The sequence below is a fragment of the Pseudoalteromonas sp. 2CM41L genome (assembly GCF_023161905.1).
GTDB lineage: Bacteria > Pseudomonadota > Gammaproteobacteria > Enterobacterales > Alteromonadaceae > Pseudoalteromonas > Pseudoalteromonas atlantica.
In genome coordinates this window covers 24,858-47,959 of the sequence record NZ_JALNTN010000014.1, presented here as the reverse complement: position 1 = coordinate 47,959, position 23,102 = coordinate 24,858, and the positions used below count along the sequence as shown (strand labels likewise).

Below are 23,102 nucleotides of genomic sequence, written 5' to 3'. Positions count from 1 at the left end.
CAAATTTACAATCAAAAAAGCTCAATACTATTATCGGTGGTCACTTCTTCATTTACCTCAAGCTCGCTATAAGCAGTCACTTTATTACGGCCGCTATTTTTAGAATGATACAGCGCCATATCGGCTTGGTTTACGATACTAGATACAGTATCAATACTTGCCAGCTCTAAAAAGCCAATACTTATTGTAAGCTGCCCAACTTGCGGAAAAGGATACTCAGCAATATTTGAGCGTAAACGGTTAAGTGCTATATGTGCTTGTGCCTCGGTTTTGGTTTGAAATAACACCGCAAACTCTTCGCCACCATACCTAAATACGTAGTCTTCTAGCCTAAAGTTATTTTTTAACAGCCGCGCCACAAGTAAAATAACTTCATCGCCTATTACATGGCCGTAGCTGTCGTTTACACGTTTAAAGTGATCGATATCTGCAATGGCTAAATACCATCGTCGCTTTTCGTTGGTATCATCACGGGGCAATAAAAAGCCTTTGCCTGAGACAATTTCGATCACTTTTTTATCAAAGGTTTGTCTATTTAAAAGCTCGGTTAAAGGGTCTAACCGCGATTTATGTAATAGCCCTAGTTGGTTGGCATAAATATTTAAAATATGCACGGCAAGCATTGTGGTGGTTTGCGCTAACTCTTTTGTGGTTTCTATTAGTAATATGCCAATTACTTTACCAAAGTAATACACCGGCACATACGTAGTTACTACACCTAAGGCACGGCTTACTCTTATTTTGTTTTGGGTTACTTTATTAAGCAGCGCTAAGGCTTCGTTAGACTCTAATACTTCAAGGCGGGTGTGGGTGTTTATAAGCGTAGGCGGTAATTGCGCACTAAAGTGCTTATTAATATAAATAGCAAAATTTTCAACTTCGAGTAGGTCGCCAATAATCTGCACTAATGATGCATCTAAATCACTTTCTTCTTCTTGCTGAGTTAGACTGATTATCCATTCGTGCCCGCAATTGTTTGCCTTCATTAGTTTGCCTAAACTGTTTTAACTTCAATCAGTTTAGACAAAATCATCAACTTTGCTAATTAATTAACCAATACTTTTGAATTAGGTCGCATTGAGCTATGTGGATTAAAGTTTGTTTTAGCTAAGCGTTATTAAATCATAGCGCGAGCTTTGTAACTTAGTGAGCTCAATAACTACTGCGCTGTTATTTAATAACTTACATACAGCAGAACCTAAAACAGCCTATGCTTTGCATTTATGTTTTTGTACAACCAGTTATTCTAAACACAACATAGGCTCTGCCTTGCTTAAATACCGAATATACGGCCGCAACACGCGCTATTTAAAAAGCTAAAGCAAAACTAAAATAAAACTAAAGCAAAACTAAGTCGTCTCTGTGTAGCACCACAGCGCCACTATCAAAGTCGAGTAGTTCGCCTATTTGCTCTGAGTGAGCACCTTTAATTTTATTTACTTCAACTTGATTAAAACGTGTTAACCCTCGTGCAATAACTTGGTTGTTGGCGTCTATTAAATCTATTAAGTCGCCACGCTCAAAACGGCCAAACGCATTGGTTATGCCTTTTGCCAGCAGGCTTGCCCCTTTGTTTTGTAGCGCCGAAATAGCCCCTTTATCAATCATAATTTGGCCGGTACTTTTAGGCCCAGCCATTAGCCATTTTTTACGGCCATCTTTTGGCGCAGTAAGTTTTAAAAACCGCGTACCGGGTAATTGCTCACTCATGCATTTTAAAATAACGTTGTTGCCAGCGCCTTTTGCAATAATTACCTCTACCCCTGCGCGCCTTGCTACGTCGGCGGCTTGTAGTTTTGTGGCCATACCGCCGGTACCTAAACTTGTACCGCTACCACCAGCCAGTTGGCGTAACTCATCGTTTATATGAGTGACTTCGTCAATCAGTTTTGCGTCGGTATTTGTGCGCGGATCGCTGGTAAATAAACCTTCTTGATCGGTAAGTAGTAATAGCTTGTTGGCATTAGCCAAAATAGCCACCAGCGCTGATAAATTATCGTTATCGCCTACTTTTATTTCGGCGGTTGCTACCGCGTCGTTTTCATTAATAATAGGCACCACATCGTGGCTTAATAACGCATTTAAGGTGTCGCGCGCATTTAAATAGCGTTCGCGGTCATCTACGTCTGCACGGGTAAGCAGCATTTGCCCTACGTTTATGCCATACAAGGCAAATAAGCTTTGCCAAATATGTATAAGCTGGCCTTGCCCTACGGCTGCCAACATTTGTTTATCTATTAGGCCGCGGCCACAGGGTTTAATAAGTTGTTCGCGACCCGCAGCAACCGCGCCACTTGATACTAATATAACTTGGTGGCCTTGCTTTTTTAATTCGCTACATTGGCGAACCAGCTCAACCATATGGGCTTTATCTAACTTATCGGTGCCGCCGGTTAGTACACTTGTACCAAGCTTAACAACAATTACCTGTTCCCTACGCATTATTATTTACTATTAAAATGAAAGATAAATAAACTTATACCAGCTCGGTATTTTTGAACAAGTTAAAATTATTCATGCTAGGATCGGCGTTAATTTAATTTGATAAAATTTCATTTATGCCAGCCAGTTTATGCCTAATTATTGCCACCTTTTTATGGGGTAGCTCCTTTATTGCACTTAAGTATGCTATTGCCGTTTACGACCCAGCACTAGTTATATTTTTACGCATGCTAACCACCTTAGTTTTATCGCTGTGTTTATGGCGTTACGTAATTAGGTTTGAGTATTTAAAAGGCGATTGGAAGTACTTATTAGGTATGTCGCTCGCAGAGCCATGCTTGTACTTTTTATTTGAAGGCCACGCAATGGAATACACCTCGGCCTCTCAGGCGGGAGTTATTGTTTCGTGTTTGCCTATTATTGTGGCGTTGATGGCGTTTTTTATGCTTAAAGAGTATATAAGTAAAGCCATTGTGATTGGGTTTACCCTGTGTATTGGCGGCAGTATTTTACTTACTTTGCTTTCACCAAATACCGATCAGGCCCCTAATCCATTATTGGGTAACTTTTTAGAGCTTATGGCCATGGTATGCGCGGCGTTTTACACCATTAGCATTAAGCACTTGGCCAATCGCTACTCGCCGTTAACGCTAATTGCTTTACAAGGCATAAGCGGCAGTGTGTTTTTTGCACCGTTTTTATTTTTTATCGACTTACCCAGCGAAAACCAGCATGACCTAACCGCCCTTATGAGCATTTTGTATTTAGGCTCGTTTGTCACCTTAGGTGGCTATGGTATGTATAACTATGCAATTGGCAAAGTCTCGGTATTAACGGCTGCGGCTTATTCAAATTTAATCCCTATTTTTACGCTTATTTTATCGGCCATTATTTTGGGTGAGGTACTCGATTTTTGGCAATGGGTGAGTATATTTGTTGTTTTTGCAGGGGTGATGATAAGCCAACGACATCAAGAGCTGGTGGTAGACATACCGCTTAATGACGCTGGCGATGACCCTATCAACTCAGCCGATACAAGCCATCTTAAATCAGTACCCGATGCCAGCGAGTCAAAAGGGTAGCAGGTTAATAAATAAAGGCCTGGGGTTTGTAAAAACGCCTGCTGGGATTGATGAATAACCTCAATCCCCTTCACTTTATAATGCTGTATTACGCCGCTTTGCAGCTGCAGCGTAAACGTTTCACCCACTTTGGTGTGTTTTAAAAATGCAAAGTGGGTATCGTTGTGACCCGCTATTAACGCACCGCCATGTTTATCTCCAAGCTTTGCCCCTGGTAAAAAGTGGCTTGGTGCAAATGCTAAATTACGACCACTTGCCCCAGCTAAAACGCTAAGCACTTTATTATACTTAGGCCAGTTAAGCTGCGCGGTTACAAAGCTGTCGGCGTAAAACCACGGTTTAACACGAGCGTGTGGCGTAATAAGCGCCTCTTGCCAGGCCTGCTCTATTAATACTTGGGCAAGCCATGCCTTGGCTTGCATATAGGCACCATGAGAAAACAGCCCCTGCCCGGCGATTAATAAGCCCGCACTTAGCCACTTTTTCATTTATGCCCTCGGTTTATTTTAACCGCGCCATAGCCAAGTAATAAAATACAGCCCAACAATATGTACAGTCGGCTTTGCCCATCAGTTTGTGGTAAACGCATAGCCAGTCCTTGTGGCGCTGCGTTCTTAGCCAGTGCCGTTTGCTTTGCAGGCTCGTTAATTTGAGTGTGTTCAATAGCTATAAAAGCAGTAAACGGGCTCAGTAGTTGATGTGTGAGCGCAAGCCCTTGCACCTCATTTTTAACTGACTGTCGGTCATTATACAAAAGCAACGATTTAATTTTTTGGCGCGCCCACAGCTTATCAATCCCTTTTGCGTTGGCGCTATTTTGTGCGCTTAGCTTTATATTTAAAGGGCCTTGAGCGGTTTGCCCACTAAGCGTAATTTGATTTGTATCATTTAGTTTTATAGCCACCATTATTGGCTCGCCAAAATATAAATCAGGCAAAGGTGATGGCCAAAAATCTAAACTGTGAGTGCTTTCATCGCGCAGTGCTAAATTAGTGATAGCGGGATGAGCAAGCTTATCAAATAACTGCTGCATTTTAGGCTGCACCTCATTTGTGCTGCCAATAAACGTAAATGACCCTTTACCTATATCAGCTGCGCGGCGCATAAAAAAGCTATTGGGTGCACTGCCAATGCCTACAGTAAATAAACGGCTATCACCCAATTTACGCTGAATATTTTTAAATAAGGCATCTTCGTTACTTACACTGCCATCCGTTAAAAACACCACTTGGCGTACAAAGCCTTCAAAGCTGCTGCCATCAAGTACCGCATCAAGCGCACCTTGTATTTCGGTACCACCGTCGGCCTCTAGGCTATAAATAAAGCGCTCAGCGCGGCGTAAGTTAAAGTCACTAGCAATAAGGGGTTTATCGCTCATGGCGGTAACCACGTTATCAAAGCCAATAATGTTAAAACTGTCGTCGCTATCAAGCAAAGACAGCGCATAGAACAGAGCCTTTTTAGCTTGCTCCATAGATTGCCCGTGCATAGAGCCTGAGGTATCTACAACAAACACCATTTCGCGAGGTAGGCGCTGCGTTTGTGTAAAGTGATCTGCTGGCGGCATTAGCATAGCAAGCCCGTACCGGTCGCCGTTTTCAAACTGCTGGGTAAAAAATGCTGCTTGTGCGCTTTCTTTTTGCAGCGGTTTAAACTCAAGTACAAAGTCGCGATTAGCCCCCGTTTGCTCATTTAAAGCAACCGTATATTGCCCAAAGGCCGGGTTTTGTACTTCTACACGATGAAATTTGGACGTTATATCTACAAGCTCTAAGCCTACATCTATATTAATATTTAAACTAAATTGGCTGCTTGGCGCCTCGCTGTGCTGCGTTTTGCTATACACAGGACTTAACCACCCCTGAGGAGCATGAGTTAGGCTAGTTTGCTCAGCTTCAATATTTGCGCTTATTGTGTGATAGCGCGGCGTAATAGTACTTGGGAAGCGAATAGCAAATGTGCCATTGCTGTAATCAATGATCTCTTGGTATTCAAGCTCTATCACAATTTGCTCGCCAGGGCCTATATTTGCCACGTTAGTAATAAACATATTAGCGCGCTGCTGGCGTACAAGTGCGGCTTGCTTGCCTGCATTTTTAGCTGCCTGATACTTTTTTTCGGCCTCTACTTTTTTATCTATTTGGCCTTTTATGACTCGCTCACCTATGCGCATCGTCATCGCATGTACGGCGCTTTCATCAGGTAACGGAAACACATAACGCGCATTTACCGCAAACGGATTTTCGTTTTGATAAGTTTGCTTAACGACCACGTGATTTATCAGCCCGGTTAGGGTCATGTTAGCATCGCTTTTTAATATAATTGCCGGCGCGACAGGTGTACCGCTGCTGTCAAAAAGTTCAAGCTTGGGCGACTGTGCACGGCTATTAAAACTAACCAGAAGCACAGCCACTAAGAAAATAAAAATGCTTACTTTAGTAAGCATTTTGGTTGGGTTACTCAACATAAAATCACTCCATCGAACGCTTAACTTTACTCAAATAAAAGTGGCTTTAGTTACTTGCCGTTTGGCCATTTACTGGGTTTATTGAGCGGGTAGTCAGTGTTACGCGTCGATCAAAAAAGTTATCTTCTACGGTATTGCTTCGCGCTAATGTTTGTTGCTCGCCAAAAGCGTGCGCACTTAAACGTGTATGGCTAATACCGTGCTTTATAAGGTAACTTTGCACTGCGTTTACACGTTTTTTAGACAATAAAAGATTCGCTTGCTCATCACCGCGCTGATCGGCAAAGCCACTTAAATCTAATGCTAGTTGCGGCTGATTTTTTAACAGCACCACAAGCTGGTCTAACTGCGTAGCAAAGTGCGGGGCAATAACACTTGAGCCGGTTTTAAATTGTACTGTCATGGCAAGTAAGTTATTTATTTGCGATTGTGTTAACTGCTCATTTTGATTAGTTAGTACATCTAACTGCTGCTCTAGCCTATTGTTTTGATTAAGTACCTGTTGGTAGTCACTGGTTTTTTGCTGCATCACTGTTATTGCTCTCTGCTGCTGGGCAATTTTGTCATCGGCTACTTTTGAATCACCAATTAAGCCCCCGGCAAATGCGCCAATAAAAGCACCAATTGGCCCACCAACGACCCCACCAATAATGGCGCCAGTACCTAAGCCGATGGCAGTTTCTTTATGTGCTTCTTTAGAAGGGGTGTTAGCGGCTGCTGCAAATGCAGGTGTACACACTGTGGCTACTAGCGTTAATGCGATTAATGTCTTCTTCATAATGTAATCCTTAAACTTGTTTTAATTTGTGATGTTTTGTTTTGATGGTTGTATTAAAACAGCTGCAAGTGGCAACAAAGGGGAGCAAAAATGGCAAACCGCTGAGCAATTGTGGCAAAAAAATGGCAATTGCCTTTTTAAGCGTACATAGCTGAAAAACTTCGATATAGTGCGTTTTAAAATAAATAAGGGTGAGTAGAATGAAAAAAATAGCCATCATTGAAGATGAAACCGCCATCCGCGAAAACTATATTGAAATGCTTAGCGCCCAAGGTTACCAGGTAAGTGGTTTTGCTAACCGCGTCAGCGCAGAGATTGCATTTAAAGACGCCCTACCCGATTTAGCCATTGTTGATATTGGTTTAGGCCACGAAATAGACGGCGGTTTTTTACTTTGCCAAACCTTGCGTACGCTTTCTAAAACACTGCCTATTATTTTTTTAACCGCCCGCGATAGTGAAATAGATACCGTGTGTGGCCTGCGTATGGGCGCCGATGACTACCTAACAAAAGATATTAGCTTAGCCCACTTGGCTGCCAGAATAGGCGCGCTATTTAGACGCATGGAAGCGCTTGAGCAACCCGCCGATGCCAATGCATTAATTACACGTGGCCAGTTAACGCTCGACACCCAGCGTATGCAAGTATTTTGGCAGCAGCAACTAGTTGATTTAACCGTGACCGAATTTTGGATGTTGCACTCACTTGCGCAGCGCCCAGGTCATGTAAAAAGCCGTAACGATTTAATGAGCGATGCAAAAATTTACGTAGACGACAGCACTATCACCTCGCATGTAAAACGCATTCGTAAAAAGTTTATCGCCCTTGATAACAATTTTGACTGCATAGATACGGTGTACGGCATGGGCTACAGGTGGGAACAACGCTAATGTTACGATTTGGCCTGCGCAGTAAATTTATATTACTGTCGTGTTTTTTGTTTTTACTGCCTTGGCTTGGCTACGAGTACGTGTGGGAAATGGAAAAGTTTTTACGCCAAGGCCAAGAAAAAACCCTCGTAGGCACCACACGGGCGCTCGCCACCGCCCTGCATGAACGCCCAGCCCTTTTTGATGAGCAAACCAACTTTTTAGACCAGGTAGTAAAAGGGCGCGACTTATATGCGTACAATCTTAAAAACGCCATTCAACTCGATGGCAAACTGAGCGACTGGCAAAGCTATCAACCACTCTTTTGGCATTACGATAAACGCTATTTACAAAAAGCAGACAAGGAACATAAAGCTGAGGATTTATCGTTTGATCATATGGTTGGAAAATTTGATAACTATTTATATGCCGTGTTTAAAGTAACTGACGATCACCTTGTATATCGTGCTAAAAATAGTTTAAGCATTACTAATAACGACCATTTAATAATTGGCCTAAAAAGCCCAGCCGGAGATTTTAATACGTACATTATTGCCCCACGCCAAGATGGATGGGTAAATGCGTTTGATGCTAATACCAAAACACCGTTTACAAAAATTCAGGGCTATTTTATACGCACTGAATCGGGATATAACGTAGAGCTGCGCTTTCCTATAAATATGCTTGGTAACAAGCTAGGCTTTGCCGTGATCGATATTGACACAAAAAAAGCGCCGCTCGATTTTAAAACAATGTCGACCTCTAATTTAAATAACCCAAGCGATTTAGGCTCGGTATTGGTGCCCTCACCAGAAATTAACCGAATTTTAAAAGGTATGGGTCACAGTGGTAGCCGTATTTGGGTGGTTGATAATCATCATCGCGTATTAGCGCAGTCGGGCACAATTCAAAATGCCGATGGCGTATGGGCCGACGGTCTTAAAAACCAGCCGCCTAAAAATGCCTGGCAACGCTTTGAGCAAACGTATTTGCACCCGCTTTATTATAAAATTTTAACTCGCCCCGAAAACGAATTTTTAGATACCCTGCACGATGTTGCCTCAATGCAGGGCACGCATTTAGCTAAGGCACTGAAGGGGCAACCAGCGTCGTCTTGGCGGTTAACGCCCGACAGTAAAGCCGTTATTTTATCGGCGGCTTACCCTATTTGGATAGAAGATAAAGTGATTGGCGCAGTAATCGCCGAGGAAACCACTAACGGTGTACGCACCCTGCGTAATAAATCGCTGGAAAAGCTTTTTAACGTTATTTTAGCGGTGATGCTAATTGGCACCGTTACGTTGTTCTTTTTTGCCTCGCGTATTTCGAGCCGCATTAGGCGACTGCGCGACACCGCAGAGCAAGCCATTGATGCCCAAGGGCGCATTACCGGCAGTATTAATTACAGCGACTCAAACGATGAAATTGGCGACCTTTCACGAAGTTTTGCCAATATTGTTGGCCGCTTAGGCGGGTACACGAATTATTTAGAAAATATGTCATCGCGGTTATCTCATGAGCTACGTACACCGGTGGCTGTGGTTCGCTCTTCTTTAGAAAACCTACAAAGCTTGGAGCAAAATGAGCTTAGCCAAAAATACCTAGAGCGAGCAAGTGAAGGGGTTGAGCGCTTAGGTAAAATAATAACCACCATGAGCGAAGCCACGCGCCTTGAACAAAGCATTCAAAGCAACGAGAGCGAGCCGTTTGATTTACAAAAAGTAATTAATGGCTGTATGCAAGGCTACCAGCTCACTTACCCTGAGCAGTTATTTGAGCTTGATGTATGCCAAAGCGCTTTACCTATGCAAGGTGCCCCCGAATTTATAGCTCAGCTACTTGATAAGCTTATTAATAATGCGCTGGAATTTAGTGAAGCAAATACAGCTATTAATGTAGGTCTTAAGCAGAGCGAAAATAAAGCAATATTAACAGTGAGTAATACAGGCCCCGCCCTGCCTGAAGGGCTAACTGAGCATATTTTTGATTCTATGGTGTCGGTACGCAGCCAGCAGATGCAGCAACAACCGCACTTAGGCTTGGGGCTTTATATTGTAAGGCTGGTGTGTGATTACCATAAAGGCAGTGTCACTGCGCAAAACAACGAGTGCGGTAATGGCGTGGTGTTTAAAGTAACCCTGCCTTTACAAAGCTAGGCTGTGCATAAAGTGGTGCCTTGCTGAGCCGCCCTTATTTTTTGCACATCGATTACAAATTAGTACAACTTAAAATGTAACTATTCACTTTTAATTCAGTCAAACGGCCATACCCTGAACGCTAATTAAGGAGAATAGATCATGAACAACCCACTTGAGCGTGAAGAGATCGAATTTATTTTTGATCTATACAGGCCCCAAGAGCAAGCACCTAGCTTGCCTTCAGAGCCTGCCACCTCTACATATAAAAACTTACGACAGCCAGAACAAGTTAAAAACGAAGGCGTGTCTGAATACCTCAGCTAGGGTATTGCCTATTGCGTTGCTTGCTCGTTTTGTAAAAAAGATTTTATACAGTATATTTCTGCCAGCTTTACCGCCTCGCCTATTTCTGGGCCTTTTTTGCCATTTTTAAGTGCATTTTGCACTATCTGCTTTTTATCCATTTTTTGTAGTTCGCTAAAAATTGCTCGCAGCTTAGTTGCTTGCGGGTATGGCTTATCAACCAGCGTTTCTCCGCGCCCTTGCGCATCGCATTGGCACGCTTGAGTAAATGCAATAAATCGCTCAGGGTGCACCAGTGCGTTTAAATTAGTCACGATTAACTTATGAATAGTTTGCGGCCTTAACTGATCAACCGTGTGGCAAAGCGTGTGGTTATCGCTGGTAAGCACGCCAATATCACGAAACCGGTTGGGTACTTTTAAACGCTTACAAAATTTTTCAACTACAGCTACACCTTCGCGCTCATGGCCGCGTAAATTACCGCGTTTTTTAAAGCTCAGTGCTTTACCAAAATCATGGGTAAGTGCAGCAAAGCGTGTTTCAAGGTTAAAGTTTAAATCGGCAGCACGCCTAAGTACCAGCATAGTATGTATAAATACATCGCCTTCTGGGTGGTGGTTTGCAGGTTGCGGCACGCCGTCCATTTGCTCTATTTCAGGAAAAATACCTAAGCCATGCAATGCTTTAAAGTAAAGTTCTGGGTGTTTTTCGCCAAGGGCTTTTTCGGTTTCAAGCCATACGCGCTCAGGTACTAAATGATTAAGCTCACCTTTGTGTTTAAGCTCACGCATTAATGCATAAGTACTTGGATGAATACTCCACTGGCTGCCATAGCGCGCTAAAAAACGCGCAATGCGCAGTACTCGTACAGGGTCTTCTACAAACGCTTGTGTGGTGTGGCGCAATATTTTGTTTTGTAAATCGCTTTGGCCATTGAATGGGTCAATAATATTGCCATTTTCGTCAAGCGCCATTGAGTTAATGGTTAAATCACGCCTTGCTAAATCTTCTTCAAGGGTTACATTTGGGCTGGCATCAACCACAAAGCCGGTATAGCCTTTACCGCTTTTTCGCTCGGTGCGACCCAAGGCGTATTCTTCTTTTGTTTTTGGGTGTAAATAAACCGGAAAATCACTTCCTATAGGCACAAAACCAAGCGACTCCATAGTTTGGGGTGTTTCGCCTATAACAACATAGTCGTTATCTTTTGATGCTATATTAAGTAGCTGGTCGCGTACCGCGCCACCAACAAGGTAAACTTGCTTAAGGTTGTGTTTCACTGTTTATCCTAATCACACTGGGTGGTTATTTGATGTCGATCATACCATTAAAATCACCATAGTTTGCCAAGCTTAAATAAGCTCATTACAATAGCGCTTTATTTTAAGCCATAGCCTTACATTCAATGAAAAATCATTCATCAAAAAAAGAACTTATGTTACTCCCCATTTTATTAGTGGTTATTTTAATGTGCGTGGCGGGTCATTTTTTACTGCAGGCAAACTTCCAAGACAGCAACATGGTTGAGTACATGTTAGCAGCACTGCCATTTGCAATGTTTGGATTAGTTATTGTGGCATTTAAAATGGCGGCTAAAAGCGAAAAAGATGAGCAAAGCAAGCAGGACTCTTAATCCTGCATTGCTGATTTAAAGTACGTGATAGCCAAACCAGTCTGGTTTTATTGTTTGAGCTTGCCCGCTTGGGGTCAGTTTAATAGTTAATTGGCTGTCGAGTAGGTCAATGGCAAAGCAGTCATCCACATCGTGTAAATCATCTTTATGAATATGGCTAAGGCCTGCGAGTAAATCACTTTTAGCGCGTTGTTTGGCCTCATTGCTACTACTTGCAACATACAGTGCAAAGTCGTGTTGCTCAGCCATAGAGTCACTTCTGTAAGCGCCTAAATTAACAAAATAAAGCTGCTTATTTTGCTCAACATAGCTATCAACCACTTCCACTTTAAAGCCATCAATATGGTTTATTGCCATGTAGCTATCCATATGTACGCTACTTTTATCGCCCACCCATTGGCTTTTTAACTTTGAGTAGGTTTGCTCTATATTCTCCCCTACTACAAAGCGAATATCGTGCATTTCTATATGGCAGCCTTGAATTCGCCCACCTAAATACACCATAAATAACTGCATTTGCTTACCTTTATAAATTTTCTACATCAATATTGTGTTTTTTAATCAGTTTGTAAAAGTCTGAACGGTTTCGTTTAGCAAGCTTTGCGCCTTCGGCTACATTGCCGCCCGCCATTTTTAGCGTATTTATAACGTAGTCGCGTTCAAATTCTTTTTTGGCATCATTTAGCGAAAGCGGTTCTGCACTGGCCTCATTAGCGTTAAGTGCGTTTAACACTAAATGCGCCGAAATTACCTCACTGGCGCTAAGTGCAACGACTTGTTCTACTACGTTTTGTAATTGGCGAATATTACCTGGCCAATCGTAGCGCACAAGCGCATGCATGGCATCGTTGGCAAAGTGCTTTTCAGCTTGGTTCATGCGCTTAGCAATACTGGCGCTAAAGTGTTGCGCTAGTAAACTTATGTCTTCACGGCGCTCACAAAGTGGCGGTAATTTTAAGTTAACAACGTTTAAGCGGTAGTATAAATCTTCCCTAAATTGCTGATTACTAATCGCATCCGGTAAGTTTTTATGAGTAGCCGATACAATGCGTACATCAATAGGAATTTCTTCTTGAAAACCCACAGGACGAATGGTTTTTTCTTGTAGTACTCGCAGCAGCTTAACTTGCAAATTAAGGGGCATATCGCCAATTTCATCTAAAAATAACGTGCCGCCCTGCGCTTGTTGAAACAAACCTTGGTGATCTTTCACCGCCCCTGTAAAGGCCCCTTTTTTGTGGCCAAATAGCTCAGACTCTAAAAGCTCACCAGGTACAGCGCCACAGTTAATAGCCACAAATGGCCCATCGCTTACATGGCTATACTGATGAATCGCCTGCGCCAGCAGTTCTTTACCTGTACCACTTGCACCAGAGATAAGCACGTTAACTTGTGTTGGCCCAAGTAATTTTACTTGCTCAAGCAAATGCAGCATAGCGCCACTGCGAGTCACAATATTACTTTTTGGAATAACTTCATCGGCGTTAACGCCATGTATTTCAATTGCTTTTGCAAGGCTGTCGAATAGCTCGTCTTTATCTACTGGTTTTGTTATAAAAGCAAAAATGCCCTGTTTAGTGGCCTCTACAGCATCAGGGATTGAGCCATGAGCCGTCATCATAATAACAGGCAGTGCTGGGTAGCGGCTTTGCAGTTGGCGGTGCAGTGCCATGCCATCCATTTCGTCCATACGTAGGTCAGTAATGACTGCATCAAACACTTGGTTTTTAAGTGTTTGTAATGCGGTTATGCCACTTTCGCAGGTTGTTACGTCATACCCTTTAGATTCTATTCTTAGAGCCAATAGTTTTAGTAGGCTAGCATCGTCATCAACGAGTAATACCTTTGCACCTTGTACTGTGTGTGTGGCCATGTTTACTGCTCCTGAGTATCTTCGCGCAGCAATAACTGCTGCTCTATGGTGGCTAGTGAGGACAATGTTTGCTGCATTTTGTCGTTCAGGGCTTGCTGCTCTTTTTTTGCATTTATTTGTCGAGTAACGTGCTGCTTTTGCAGCCATAAATATTGTTTTACTGGGTCGGGCCAAAAGTAGGCTAAATCTAGCTTTTGTAGCTTTTTCATTACTTCGTCAGGAGCGCTTGCGGTATTTAAACACATATAATTAAAAAAGCTTTTTAGTTCTTTTTCACCTAAAAAGGTATGTGTACTGGGCTTAACTTTAAATCCGCCACATTGGTTAGCATGCCATGCAATTACTTGCTCTGCGCTTGGGTAAACAGGCTCACTTTTGGGGCGCACTTTTGGATTAGGTACTGTGCTTTTTATTTTTGTATTAGTCGGTTCAACCTTTTCAGTAGAGGCTGTTTTTTGTGTATTATTTATTTCACACCCAGCTAATACAACCGCACTGCTGAGCACACATAAAATAGCTATTAAGCGCGTACGCATGCTATTAAACTCCTTGATTATTTAACGGTATTTTTATTGTAAATAAACAGCCCTGAGGTTGATTATGCTCAACATTAAGCTGCCCTCTTAATTGTTCAACCGACTCTTTAACTATGGTTAAACCTAAACCACTGCCTTGCAGCGTAACATCTTTAGAATGCTTACCTTGATAAAATGCGCTGAAAATCTGGCTTTTTTCTTGCTCTTTAATCCCACAGCCATTGTCGCTAACCTGCATAATGAGCAGCTTATTTTCAAGCGCTAGAGCGATGTTTACACTTTGCTCATTAGCAGAAAATTTTAATGCATTAGAAATAAGTTGAATAAGGATCATTTCAATAAGCTCCCTTGGTAAAGCTAACGGTTTATTGGGAATACTGTTTTGCCAATTAAGGGCTTGTTGCTTGGCCGTTAAGCGGTGTTCAAAATGGCTATTTATTTTGTTAATTAAATAGCTAAATTCAACTTCGCTCACACTATCTTTGCTGGTACGAATCGCGTTGTAACTTAGTAGGCTGTCGATCATCGTGCGCAAGCGCACCATAGATTCACTTATTAGCTCAAGCACAGCTTGCTGCTCTTTTGTAATTGGGCCAACTATTTCATCACTCAGTAAATCGGTGCCCTCTACCATAGACGCCAATGGCGTTTTTAGTTCGTGAGTAACATGGCGTAAAAAGGTATCTTTTTGTTGCTCTAACATATGTAGCTGTTCTTGCACCCAATGTAGTTTTTCACCTAGCTCAACTAGCTCCGTTGAGCCCTGTACAGATATTTTTTGCTGCCAATGACCCTGCCCTAACTTATCAATCACTGACGTTAAGCCTTTTAAACGCTTACTTATACGCCATAAAAAGCCACCACCTACAAGTAAAGTAAGTGGAATAAGCGCCACTAACCAGTTAATAAACGAGCTTTGCAAAGCGCTTAATTCGCTTTGATTATTTTGAATTTGCGCCGCGTTTGTATCGCGCAGCCACACAGTAAGCTCAGCCATTAAATCGCTAATGGGCACAAATAATGCGGCATCTTGTTGGTTGTTTTTAATTAGCGCTGTATGTGTTGTACTAAGTGTATTTGCTAAACGGCGCCATTGTGTGGTGTATTGAGGTGTTGCACTTACTTGGCTTAGCTCATCAATAGAATTTAATGACGACTGCCATTTTTCGTTAATAAGCGTGTCGAGCGATTCGCTTTTTAATACCCAGTTTTGCCTAGTGGCTCGCTCTAAACTGTTTAACTCTTGCTTTAAAAAATTAAACGACTTAGTAACTTGGTAGTTATTACTAACAATAAGCTGGGTAACTGCGAGCTGTTTGTTTAACGCATTTAAAAACACAATAACCACTAAACTAAGCGGAAGTAACGACAGCAGCATGCTAATTACAAACTGACCTATTAAGTTGGGTCGCCAGTTAAGCATTGCATAGTACTTTTTAGCCATAGCTATTGGCATTGTGTGTTCCTTTTTATAATTTTAAGCCCTTTATTTTAATTACTTACCTTATACTCTCGCTGAATCAACTTCTATATTTAATCCAATACGCTTCGTTTGTTGCTATTTAGCAACATGCTAACTCATTGATATTTAAGCTAAGCCAACACTGGGATTTAAGGGTGTTGCAAAATTAACACAAAACTAAGTAAATATTTCCTACGTCAGCCACCTTAAAACCATAACTTATTGAAAATTAAGAGTTAAGTTTTTTGGCACTATTTTTGTAATACCCAGTGCAACTTTAATCAATAAGGAAATTAAATGAACAACCGCTTTTTAGTAATTTTACCTTTGCTTGCCTTTGGATTTATGGGCACCGATGCAATAGCTATGGACGTTCAAGCTACATTTAATGAGCTAGATAAAGACAGTAACGGCACACTTAGCGAATCAGAAGCGGGTGAAGACGCTGTACTACACGAAAATTTTTCACAAATAGACACTAACCAAGATGGTCAGTTGTCGCTAAGTGAATTCAAAAAGTTTATTCAGTAAATTCATTTAATAAGGAACATAATTATGAAACAACTTATCGCTGCATTTTCTTTGATGTTTTTAGCCATTAGCGCCACTGCTTTAGCATCGTCAGTAAACATACGCTTTGCACATTTAGATAAAAATATGGATGGCGCTGTGTCGCTTGCTGAAGCAAAGCAAGACAAAGAAGTCATGAGACAATTTGCCGACTTAGACGAAAACGATGATAAAGAAATCTCAAAAGAAGAGTTTCAAAACTTTAAACCGTAGTTAACCTTAATTCTGATCAAAACAAGATAAGTTTATTATCTAGGCATCAGATTAATTAAGTTTTACTTAAGCTTTTAACAAGTAAGGTAGTCACTAAAGCATTTGCCATAATCCCTGAGGGAATGTGTAAACGGATTTAATGTTGGGAAGTTAAATTATGGCAAGTGCTTTATTTTATAAATGCTTAAGCACAGTATTATTTGGAAGGAAAACCATGAAGCGTGTTTTTTTTAGTGTTATCGCCTTTGTTATGATTAGTTTTAATGCTGCTGCACTTGATGTGAAACAGCGCTTTGATCATCTCGATGCCAATAAAAGCGGCTATTTAACTCAAGACGAGTTAGAGCCACAACCTCAGCTACTCAGCACTTTTGTGCGTTGGGACAAAGATCAAGACAAGCAAATTTCACTTATTGAATTTAAAAATTATTTAACCAATAACCTCTACTGAGTATTAGTATGAAAACCTTAAGCTATTTAGCGCTTGTTGCGCTTAGCCTTTTTAGCACCTTAAGCCTCGCACAAAGTACAGAAATTGCAGACAAATTTAAAAAATTCGACCGCAATAATGATGGTTTTTTAACACGCTCCGAAACCGCTGTAGACCCCGCTCTTTGGTCACGTTTTTCAAGTTATGATAAAGACAAAGACGGCCAGCTCACATTAACTGAGTACGGTATTTACGCCAGTAAGTAATTATTTTACAAAGCTTAAAGCCTAAGATAGGTTTTAAGCTTTAAGCTATTTATCTCAACATATTGGTATTCTAAAATTGAGTTTGCTAGTGTTATTTTACTAACAATAAAAAATAACCTACTTATGCGACTCAAAAAACTATGTAAACCTTTCATACTTGCTAGCTTGTTAATAAGCAGCACTGTTATAGCTCAAACCCAAGTTATTTATAACGCCAATGGCTACACACCTTTGTACCAAGGTGATGTTCAGTCGTTTTCTACTTTGGTAATTAAAAATGGCAAAGTGGTTAAAGTTGGCGATGATTCACTTAAAGACTCCTTCCCCAATGCTACATTAATTGATGCTAAAGGTAACACGTTACTGCCAGGGCTTATTGATGCACACGGGCATGTTATTGGCCTTGGCGATAACTTATCGCAACTTGATGTACGCGGTGCTAAGTCGGTTGACGAAATAACCACAAAATTAAAAAGCTTTGCTGAAAATAAACAGGGCTGGATTTTAGGCCGAGGTTGGAACCAAGAGCTGTGGAGCGATACGCGCTTTCCAACCGCAAAAGACTTAGACAAAGTAGTTGATGATCGCCCAGTGGTACTGTCTCGCGTTGATAGCCATGCTATTTGGGTTAATAGTAAAGCGTTAAAACTGGCAGGTATAACCAGCGCAACCAAAGCGCCTGAAGGCGGCGAAATAATTAAAGACGAATTTGGTAATCCAACCGGTATTTTTATTGATAAAGCAGAGTCGTTAATTACTCAGCATATGAGCGCCCCTACCAAACAAGCAATTAGCGACTCGTTAGATGCGGCAGGCCAACATTTACTTAGCTTAGGGATCACCTCTACGCACGATGCAGGAATAGATAAAACAACCTGGCAAGTTTATAAAGAGCGCAGTGAACAAGGTAATTTACCACTGAGAATTGTTGGGATGTTAAGCGCAGCAAGCCCTGATTTAACCGAAATGCTTAAAGCTGGGCGCTACCAAGATGCCAGCTCGTTTATGTCTATACGCAGTGTAAAAGTATATGCCGATGGCGCTCTTGGCTCCCGTGGAGCTGCTTTAATTGAAGATTACGCCGATAGAAAGAATCATCACGGGCTCATGCTAGAAACTCAAGCAAAATTGGAGGAATTATTTACCTTAAGCTTTAAACATGGGTTTAGCGCCAATACGCATGCCATTGGGGATAAAGCCAATAAGGTGGTACTTGATGCGTATAAAAATGTATTTAAGCAAACTGGCGGCATATTATTGCGTAACCGAATTGAACATGCGCAAATTGTCACCCCTGAAGATATTCCGCGTTTTAAAGCACTTAAAATCATTCCATCTATGCAACCTGTACACGCTACATCAGATATGCACATGGCCGAGCAGCGCTTGAGCGATGAACAGTTACAAGGTGCTTATGCATGGCAAACGTTTTTAAAGCAAGGCTCTGTGATTGCCGCAGGCTCTGATTACCCCGTAGAGCTTGCCAACCCATTTGATGGGTTGTATTCAGCCATTACACGTATGGATCATAATATGCTGCCAGAGAACGGCTGGCGCGCAAATGAAGTACTAAGCAGAGAGCAAGCATTAAGAGCCTTTACCCTCGGTGGCGCTTATGCAGCCCATCAAGAATTTAAAATAGGCAGTTTAGAACACGGCAAGTGGGCCGACTTTATTTTAATAGATAAAGACTACTTTAAAGCACCCTTAGATGAGATTTATAAAACAAACGTTTTACAAACTTGGATAGCTGGTGAATTACGTTATAAAAAAGAATAGGTTACAAAATAAGCATTATTCACAATAAATGAATTTATTATGAATATTTACTAAAGTAATTAAAAAGTATGTCGATAAATGGAGGATTTTAAAAAACCTCTTATGTTTCAGGAAGAAAACATGTTATCCAAAAAAATATCTCTTACTTTATCGACTCTTTTTACTTTATCACTTTCAGCATGTTCTACTCACCCGGTTTATAATGGTCACGCTCCCCATAATAATATTGGTCATCATAACGCTCATAGCCGCTATTCAGAGATTCACCAACCTCGTGTAAATAACTGGCAATTTCCTGAAAATAACTACCGCCCAATTAACAGCAGTAAGTTATTAAGTAATTATACCGAGCAATTAGCAATGAAGCTGATTGAAAATATGAATTACATAAATAGTGGGACGCCTATTGCAATTACTTCGTTCGTGAATTTAGACGACAATTTACAAACCACAAATATATTTGGTAATCACCTAGCTGAAAGCTTTATTACTGAAATGCAGGAGTTTGGGTTATCTGTGGTTGATTACAAGCACACAGGCGCAGTGCATGTAACCCCTTTAGGTGATTTCTCATTTAGCCGTAATGGTAAAGAGATCAAAGGTTACCCACATATCGAATACACTTTAACAGGCACTTTAACTTACACTAATCGCGGTGTAATTGTTAACGCTCGAATTATTGGTGCGAAGTCTAAAGTGGTGGTTTCATCTGCTAAAGGATTTATCCCAAGTTTTGTGGTTGAGTCACTGCACCCAACTCGCAGAACTGATGGGATTGTATTAGACGCGATTCAGTAAAACTAAAAAAGGGTTAACTTGCGTTAACCCTTTTTTGTACCAGCGAGTAGCTTAGCTTTTTGCCTGTTCTACTTTTGGCTGGCGATATAATTTTATAAGGTGGTAAATATTTACCAAGGCTAGTAAGCCATTAGTAAAGGCCACCGGCACAGCCTCTATTGCCAAGCCATAGGCCGTGAATACAATACAACCAAACATATTGTACCAACGAAGCTTTACCACATCGGTCATTGTTAACGATGCAACCAATAAAGCTGATGCAATATAACCTAAATATTCCCAACTCAATTGTTCTCTCCTACCCTTTAGGTTAGCATTACGCTAATGCTAACTTGTGGCACTTGTAAGTGTTGCAAAGTATAAAATAAAAAAACTAACTTGCTTAAAAAACCTTAAAAAGTATATTGGTTGTAGCCAATAGCTTCCTAAATCATTACACGGGAAATGAAGGTATTACGTACATAGCAAAGCTAAATACAATAGCAAGTTAGCGTAAATTCTTAGAGCCTTAATAATATCGTCATTAAGGTGTAATAAATAGGACAATTGTCCGAAGAGCATATTGATGTTTCAATACCATTTTTCGAGTTACCTTGTTGAACAATTACTCACATTTGCGGGTAGTAGTTATCAGCAATCAAAAAAAGAAGTGTTGATCCACCAGGATCAACCACTTAGTAAACTTGTGCTAGTGCGCAGCGGGACTATTTCGTTTAGTTATGATGTAGGCAACGGGCGCCGCCTATTATTAGGGCAGCTAGACTGCAACAACACATTAATTGGCGAAATAGAAGCACTGAACAATAACCCCTGTATTTACACTGTTACCTGTTTTAGCGATGTAACTTACAACTTAATAGAGCTGCGCCATTGGCGTGCACTATTACTTGAAAAGCCAGAGCTTAGCTTATATACAGCACAAACTATTGCGGCTAAATTTCAAGAAAATCAAAAAATTAATCTTGATAAATTGCTACTGCCTTTAAGCTACAACATAGCTAAAGATTGCTTATTAAGGGCTGAGAATAACAACCCTACATTACTTCGTGCATACCCTACTGTGAATGCAGAAGCTGAACGCTTTGCCACCACAGAGCGTGCGTATCGTCGTGTGGTAACTGAACTGGTTGAAAAAGGCTTAGTGCAGCGCAGCTCTCATGGTCTAAAAGCGGTAGATACGGCAAGTTTAAGTGAATATGTAGATAGCTTTGCACAGCTTTAAAGGAGCTAAAAGCAGACACAAAAAAAGGCCGTTATGGCCTTTTTTAGTTTGTAAGGTTTTTCATTCCAATACGCTATTAAGCTAGCTAAATTAGGGGATTAACGCATTTGGTTACTCGCCTTTAATAAGCCACATAATTTTGCGAACGGATATTACTTTTCTAGTAGGATATCTTGGATATTAACTAAATCAGATTTACCTTCAATAATTTCATCCGGCGTTAAACCCGATAGTTCATGCGGGAATACTAACCACTCTTCAGACTCATGGATAAAGTAATCTGGCACCATCTCTACTTTAGAGTTTTTAGGCTTGTAATACGGACACGCCACGCGAATATCACGTGGTAAATTTAAGCGCATAAGCTCAGAAAGCTTTTCTTTAAGCGCAAAAATACTGCGGCCAGAATCAAACACGTCATCAACAATAAGTAATGAATCGCCTGCATTCGCGTTTTCTACAATGTAATGCAAACCGTGTACTTTAATTTCTTTTGACTGCTTACCAATGCCGTAATACGACGAAGTACGAACCGCAATATGGTCGGTTTCAATACCTTTGTAGTCGTAATATTCTTGCACAGCAATACCGATTGGTGCACCACCTCGCCAAATACCAATAATAAAGTCTGGACGAAAGCCATCTTTATAAACTTGTGCCGCTACGCGGAATGAATCTTCAAGTAGCTGTTGAGCTGTGATGTAGCACTTATCTGACATAGTTTAGAACCCCAGTGGTGAGTATAACATTTGAGTGTAGGCTCTTTAGCCAATAATTAAACACCCAAACAGGTATTGGCGAAGGATTTTACCGTAAATAAAAAAAAATTGCTTGCTTGCAAATAGCAAAATAGGCACCAAATGGTGCCTATTTTATGTATTAAACGCTTAGTTACGTACTATTAAGCTTTTTCTAACAATGTACGTGCAACGGTTCGCATACCTTGCGTTGTTGCGCCAGCAGCCCATTGACTCGTGCTACCCATGTTAAATGCAGCAGCTAAATCTATGTGTACCCAACCCTTACCATCGTTAGGTACAAAGCGAGATAAAAAGCCAGCCGCATTTGATGCGCCGCCGTAACCACCGCCTTTTTGAGCACGGCTGTTAGCTGTGTCAGCGTATGGTGATGGGCAGTTTTGTTGATGCCATTTTTCAAGTGGTAACGGCCATGCAGCTTCCATTTCTTGAGAGGCAAAATCTTCTACTTCGCGGGCAAGTTCTTTATCAAGTGCAAATAATGCATTGTACTCTTGGCCAACCGCAACAAGAGCAGCGCCAGTTAGGGTTGCAGCATCAATAATAAGTGGTGCGCCAGTTTCACCTGCAGCCATAAGGCCATCGGCAAGTACTAAACGCCCTTCAGCATCGGTGTTTACAATCTCTACTGTCGTGCCATTTTTGTATGTTAAAATATCACCTAATTTGTAGGCATGGCCAGAAATTAAGTTTTCCGCACAGCATAAAAACAACTTAATGCGTTTTTCAATACCGCGGTTAATAGCTAATGCTAAGCCTGCAGTTACCGTTGCCGCACCACCCATGTCGCACTTCATCCCTAGCATACCTTCGCTAGATTTGATTGAGTAACCGCCTGAGTCAAACGTAATACCTTTACCTACAAGTGCTGCACTCACTGGCGCGTTTTCATCGCCTGTTGGGTTGTAGTCAAGCTCAAGTAACACAGGTGGACGCTCGGAGCCACGGCCAACCGCGTGAATACCAATCCACTGCTGCTCTAATAAAGCATCACCTTTAATTATTTGATAACTTACGTGCTCAGGCGCTAATGATTGAATAAATTCAGCCGCTTTTTCAGCAAGGCTCTCTGGGTAAATGTCATCGGCTGTGCCGTTAACCATTTCGCGTGCCCAGGTAGCTGACGCTTTTAAATGCGCAAGCTCTTTAATATCTGATTGTGCATTATCAACAAACTCAACACCGTTTAACGATTTAGGTGTTACAAAGCCTTGATAAAAAGCCCATTGGCTTTCAGTGCACCATGTATCGCCAGCAAGCTCTATGCTTTTTACGCCTTGGCTAGCAATAGTACGTGCCGCTTTTTGAACATTTTTTAATGTTTCTTGCTCAGATAAATGAACCGTTGCGCCTTGCTCGTTGAAAGACAACGTGGCGTTTTCGCCCCAATGACTCGGTGCTGCTTGCTCGCTTAGTTGAACAACAAATTTTTCACTCATGTTAGAATACCCTTGCACTTAAATGTGCCAACGAGTTTACTATA

At 41.3% G+C, this 23,102-nt stretch carries 25 protein-coding genes; 12 read left to right on the top strand and 13 right to left on the bottom strand.

The window, feature by feature from the left end; all coding sequences use genetic code 11:
• Window positions 1–11: 11 nt before the first annotated feature.
• Together MTF64_RS15185 and proB are read right to left on the bottom strand one after the other, a co-directional pair.
• The gene (locus MTF64_RS15185) at window positions 12–986 is read right to left on the bottom strand and encodes a GGDEF domain-containing protein (protein ID WP_024033165.1); all 975 of its coding nucleotides are present in this window, start codon (window positions 984–986) and stop codon (window positions 12–14) included.
• A gap of 352 nt (window positions 987–1,338) precedes the next feature.
• Window positions 1,339–2,442, bottom strand: a complete 1,104-nt coding sequence (proB, locus tag MTF64_RS15180) for a glutamate 5-kinase (protein ID WP_024033166.1) — start codon at window positions 2,440–2,442, stop codon at window positions 1,339–1,341.
• A gap of 116 nt (window positions 2,443–2,558) precedes the next feature.
• Between proB and MTF64_RS15175 the strand changes: the two genes are divergently transcribed.
• Window positions 2,559–3,524, top strand: a complete 966-nt coding sequence (locus tag MTF64_RS15175) for a DMT family transporter (protein WP_004586115.1) — start codon at window positions 2,559–2,561, stop codon at window positions 3,522–3,524.
• On the opposite strand, the gene MTF64_RS15170 is transcribed toward MTF64_RS15175, so the two are convergent.
• The 3 genes from MTF64_RS15170 to pdsO are packed head-to-tail and all read right to left on the bottom strand — an operon-like array spanning window position 3,413 to window position 6,769.
• Complete coding sequence (locus MTF64_RS15170; RefSeq protein ID WP_248451871.1) at window positions 3,413–4,012, bottom strand: class GN sortase; 600 nt, start codon at window positions 4,010–4,012, stop codon at window positions 3,413–3,415. The two genes, MTF64_RS15175 and MTF64_RS15170, sit on opposite strands and share 112 nt — an antisense overlap.
• Window positions 4,009–5,991 (bottom strand): marine proteobacterial sortase target protein, encoded by a 1,983-nt coding sequence (locus tag MTF64_RS15165; protein WP_248451870.1) that lies wholly within the window; start codon window positions 5,989–5,991, stop codon window positions 4,009–4,011. Before MTF64_RS15165 ends, MTF64_RS15170 begins: the two co-directional genes overlap by 4 nt.
• A gap of 46 nt (window positions 5,992–6,037) precedes the next feature.
• Window positions 6,038–6,769 (bottom strand): sortase-associated OmpA-like protein PdsO, encoded by a 732-nt coding sequence (pdsO, locus tag MTF64_RS15160; protein ID WP_248451869.1) that lies wholly within the window; start codon window positions 6,767–6,769, stop codon window positions 6,038–6,040.
• Window positions 6,770–6,969: 200 nt separating this feature from the next.
• Here pdsO and pdsR point away from each other — a divergent pair, with 200 nt between their 5' ends.
• The 3 genes from pdsR (at window position 6,970) to MTF64_RS15145 (ending at window position 10,100) form a co-directional block, all read left to right on the top strand.
• Complete coding sequence (gene pdsR / locus MTF64_RS15155) at window positions 6,970–7,659, top strand: proteobacterial dedicated sortase system response regulator (RefSeq protein ID WP_004586111.1); 690 nt, start codon at window positions 6,970–6,972, stop codon at window positions 7,657–7,659.
• Window positions 7,659–9,794: a proteobacterial dedicated sortase system histidine kinase gene (gene pdsS, locus MTF64_RS15150; RefSeq protein ID WP_248451868.1), complete on the top strand. Its 2,136-nt coding sequence runs from the start codon at window positions 7,659–7,661 to the stop codon at window positions 9,792–9,794. The genes pdsR and pdsS overlap by 1 nt, the downstream gene beginning before the upstream one ends.
• A gap of 141 nt (window positions 9,795–9,935) precedes the next feature.
• Complete coding sequence (locus tag MTF64_RS15145; protein ID WP_024033174.1) at window positions 9,936–10,100, top strand: hypothetical protein; 165 nt, start codon at window positions 9,936–9,938, stop codon at window positions 10,098–10,100.
• An 8-nt stretch (window positions 10,101–10,108) separates the two neighbouring features.
• On the opposite strand, the gene MTF64_RS15140 is transcribed toward MTF64_RS15145, so the two are convergent.
• Window positions 10,109–11,359: a multifunctional CCA addition/repair protein gene (locus tag MTF64_RS15140; protein ID WP_248451867.1), complete on the bottom strand. Its 1,251-nt coding sequence runs from the start codon at window positions 11,357–11,359 to the stop codon at window positions 10,109–10,111.
• 125 nt (window positions 11,360–11,484) lie between these two features.
• Between MTF64_RS15140 and MTF64_RS15135 the strand changes: the two genes are divergently transcribed.
• The gene (locus tag MTF64_RS15135; protein ID WP_248451866.1) at window positions 11,485–11,712 is read left to right on the top strand and encodes a hypothetical protein; all 228 of its coding nucleotides are present in this window, start codon (window positions 11,485–11,487) and stop codon (window positions 11,710–11,712) included.
• Between the two features lie 15 nt (window positions 11,713–11,727).
• On the opposite strand, the gene MTF64_RS15130 is transcribed toward MTF64_RS15135, so the two are convergent.
• Genes MTF64_RS15130 through MTF64_RS15115 form a run of 4 tightly spaced genes read right to left on the bottom strand, consistent with a single transcriptional unit; the run spans window position 11,728 to window position 15,577 of the window.
• Complete coding sequence (locus tag MTF64_RS15130) at window positions 11,728–12,228, bottom strand: DUF1543 domain-containing protein (protein ID WP_248451865.1); 501 nt, start codon at window positions 12,226–12,228, stop codon at window positions 11,728–11,730.
• A gap of 10 nt (window positions 12,229–12,238) precedes the next feature.
• Window positions 12,239–13,585, bottom strand: coding sequence for a sigma 54-interacting transcriptional regulator (locus MTF64_RS15125; RefSeq protein ID WP_248451863.1), 1,347 nt, complete (start codon window positions 13,583–13,585; stop codon window positions 12,239–12,241).
• A 2-nt stretch (window positions 13,586–13,587) separates the two neighbouring features.
• On the bottom strand, window positions 13,588–14,121 hold the full coding sequence (locus MTF64_RS15120) for a hypothetical protein (protein WP_248451862.1): 534 nt from the start codon (window positions 14,119–14,121) through the stop codon (window positions 13,588–13,590).
• Between the two features lie 4 nt (window positions 14,122–14,125).
• Window positions 14,126–15,577 (bottom strand): HAMP domain-containing sensor histidine kinase, encoded by a 1,452-nt coding sequence (locus tag MTF64_RS15115; RefSeq protein WP_248451861.1) that lies wholly within the window; start codon window positions 15,575–15,577, stop codon window positions 14,126–14,128.
• A gap of 303 nt (window positions 15,578–15,880) precedes the next feature.
• Here MTF64_RS15115 and MTF64_RS15110 point away from each other — a divergent pair, with 303 nt between their 5' ends.
• From MTF64_RS15110 to MTF64_RS15085, 6 genes are all read left to right on the top strand, one after another.
• Window positions 15,881–16,114, top strand: coding sequence for a cag pathogenicity island protein Cag25 (locus MTF64_RS15110; RefSeq protein ID WP_089348496.1), 234 nt, complete (start codon window positions 15,881–15,883; stop codon window positions 16,112–16,114).
• Between the two features lie 24 nt (window positions 16,115–16,138).
• Window positions 16,139–16,366 carry a hypothetical protein gene (locus MTF64_RS15105; protein WP_248451860.1) on the top strand — a complete coding sequence of 76 codons (228 nt, stop codon included), beginning with the start codon at window positions 16,139–16,141 and terminating at the stop codon, window positions 16,364–16,366.
• A 214-nt stretch (window positions 16,367–16,580) separates the two neighbouring features.
• A complete protein-coding gene (locus tag MTF64_RS15100; protein WP_248451859.1) occupies window positions 16,581–16,817 on the top strand; it encodes an EF-hand domain-containing protein in 237 nt (78 codons plus the stop codon).
• An 8-nt stretch (window positions 16,818–16,825) separates the two neighbouring features.
• On the top strand, window positions 16,826–17,062 hold the full coding sequence (locus MTF64_RS15095) for a calcium-binding protein (RefSeq protein WP_089348499.1): 237 nt from the start codon (window positions 16,826–16,828) through the stop codon (window positions 17,060–17,062).
• Window positions 17,063–17,185: 123 nt separating this feature from the next.
• Window positions 17,186–18,841, top strand: coding sequence for an amidohydrolase (locus MTF64_RS15090; protein WP_248451858.1), 1,656 nt, complete (start codon window positions 17,186–17,188; stop codon window positions 18,839–18,841).
• Between the two features lie 120 nt (window positions 18,842–18,961).
• The gene (locus MTF64_RS15085; RefSeq protein WP_248451857.1) at window positions 18,962–19,639 is read left to right on the top strand and encodes a FlgO family outer membrane protein; all 678 of its coding nucleotides are present in this window, start codon (window positions 18,962–18,964) and stop codon (window positions 19,637–19,639) included.
• Window positions 19,640–19,690: 51 nt separating this feature from the next.
• Here the strand turns inward: MTF64_RS15085 and MTF64_RS15080 are convergent, their stop codons facing one another.
• Window positions 19,691–19,927, bottom strand: a complete 237-nt coding sequence (locus tag MTF64_RS15080; RefSeq protein ID WP_248451856.1) for a uroporphyrinogen decarboxylase — start codon at window positions 19,925–19,927, stop codon at window positions 19,691–19,693.
• Window positions 19,928–20,204: 277 nt separating this feature from the next.
• Between MTF64_RS15080 and MTF64_RS15075 the strand changes: the two genes are divergently transcribed.
• Window positions 20,205–20,861 (top strand): Crp/Fnr family transcriptional regulator, encoded by a 657-nt coding sequence (locus MTF64_RS15075; RefSeq protein WP_089348503.1) that lies wholly within the window; start codon window positions 20,205–20,207, stop codon window positions 20,859–20,861.
• A 152-nt stretch (window positions 20,862–21,013) separates the two neighbouring features.
• Here MTF64_RS15075 and MTF64_RS15070 read toward each other — a convergent pair whose 3' ends face one another.
• Together MTF64_RS15070 and pepB are read right to left on the bottom strand one after the other, a co-directional pair.
• Window positions 21,014–21,580 carry a phosphoribosyltransferase family protein gene (locus tag MTF64_RS15070; protein WP_089348504.1) on the bottom strand — a complete coding sequence of 189 codons (567 nt, stop codon included), beginning with the start codon at window positions 21,578–21,580 and terminating at the stop codon, window positions 21,014–21,016.
• A gap of 182 nt (window positions 21,581–21,762) precedes the next feature.
• The gene (pepB, locus tag MTF64_RS15065) at window positions 21,763–23,058 is read right to left on the bottom strand and encodes an aminopeptidase PepB (RefSeq protein ID WP_248451854.1); all 1,296 of its coding nucleotides are present in this window, start codon (window positions 23,056–23,058) and stop codon (window positions 21,763–21,765) included.
• Between the last annotated feature and the right edge of the window lie 44 nt (window positions 23,059–23,102).